General features: G+C 60.6%; 1 protein-coding gene. It reads right to left on the bottom strand.

Features of this window, described 5'->3' with window-relative positions; translation table 11 throughout:
* A partial coding sequence (locus tag J5M56_RS25060) for a GTP-binding protein (protein WP_243430907.1) occupies positions 1-464 on the bottom strand: 464 nt, incomplete at both ends.

The raw sequence follows: 464 nt of genomic DNA on the forward strand, positions 1-464 counted from the left end.
GTGGTGACCCATCAGCTTCAGGATACGACCGTTGCGGCGCTTGCCGTCGGCGCTGATAGCGACAACCGGGGTGTTCGGCTTGACGCGACCGCGAGCGATACGGCCAACACCGATAACACCCAGGAAGCTGTTGTAGTCCAGAGCGGAGATCTGCATCTGGAACGGACCGTCACGGTCAACGGCCGGAGGCGGAACGTGGTCGACTACCGCCTGGTACAGCGGAGTCATGTCTTCCGCCATGGCGGTGTGGTCCAGACCGGCAATACCGTTCAGGGCCGAAGCGTAAACAACCTGGAAGTCCAGTTGTTCTTCGGTCGCACCGAGGTTGTCGAACAGGTCGAAGATCTGGTCCAGAACCCAGTCCGGACGTGCGCCTGGACGGTCAACCTTGTTGATCACCACGATTGGACGCAGGCCGGCTTCGAAAGCCTTCTTGGTCACGAAACGGGTTTGCGGCATAGGGC

Origin of the sequence: Pseudomonas sp. 51_B (assembly GCF_017491595.1) — a bacterium.
GTDB lineage: Bacteria > Pseudomonadota > Gammaproteobacteria > Pseudomonadales > Pseudomonadaceae > Aquipseudomonas > Aquipseudomonas promysalinigenes.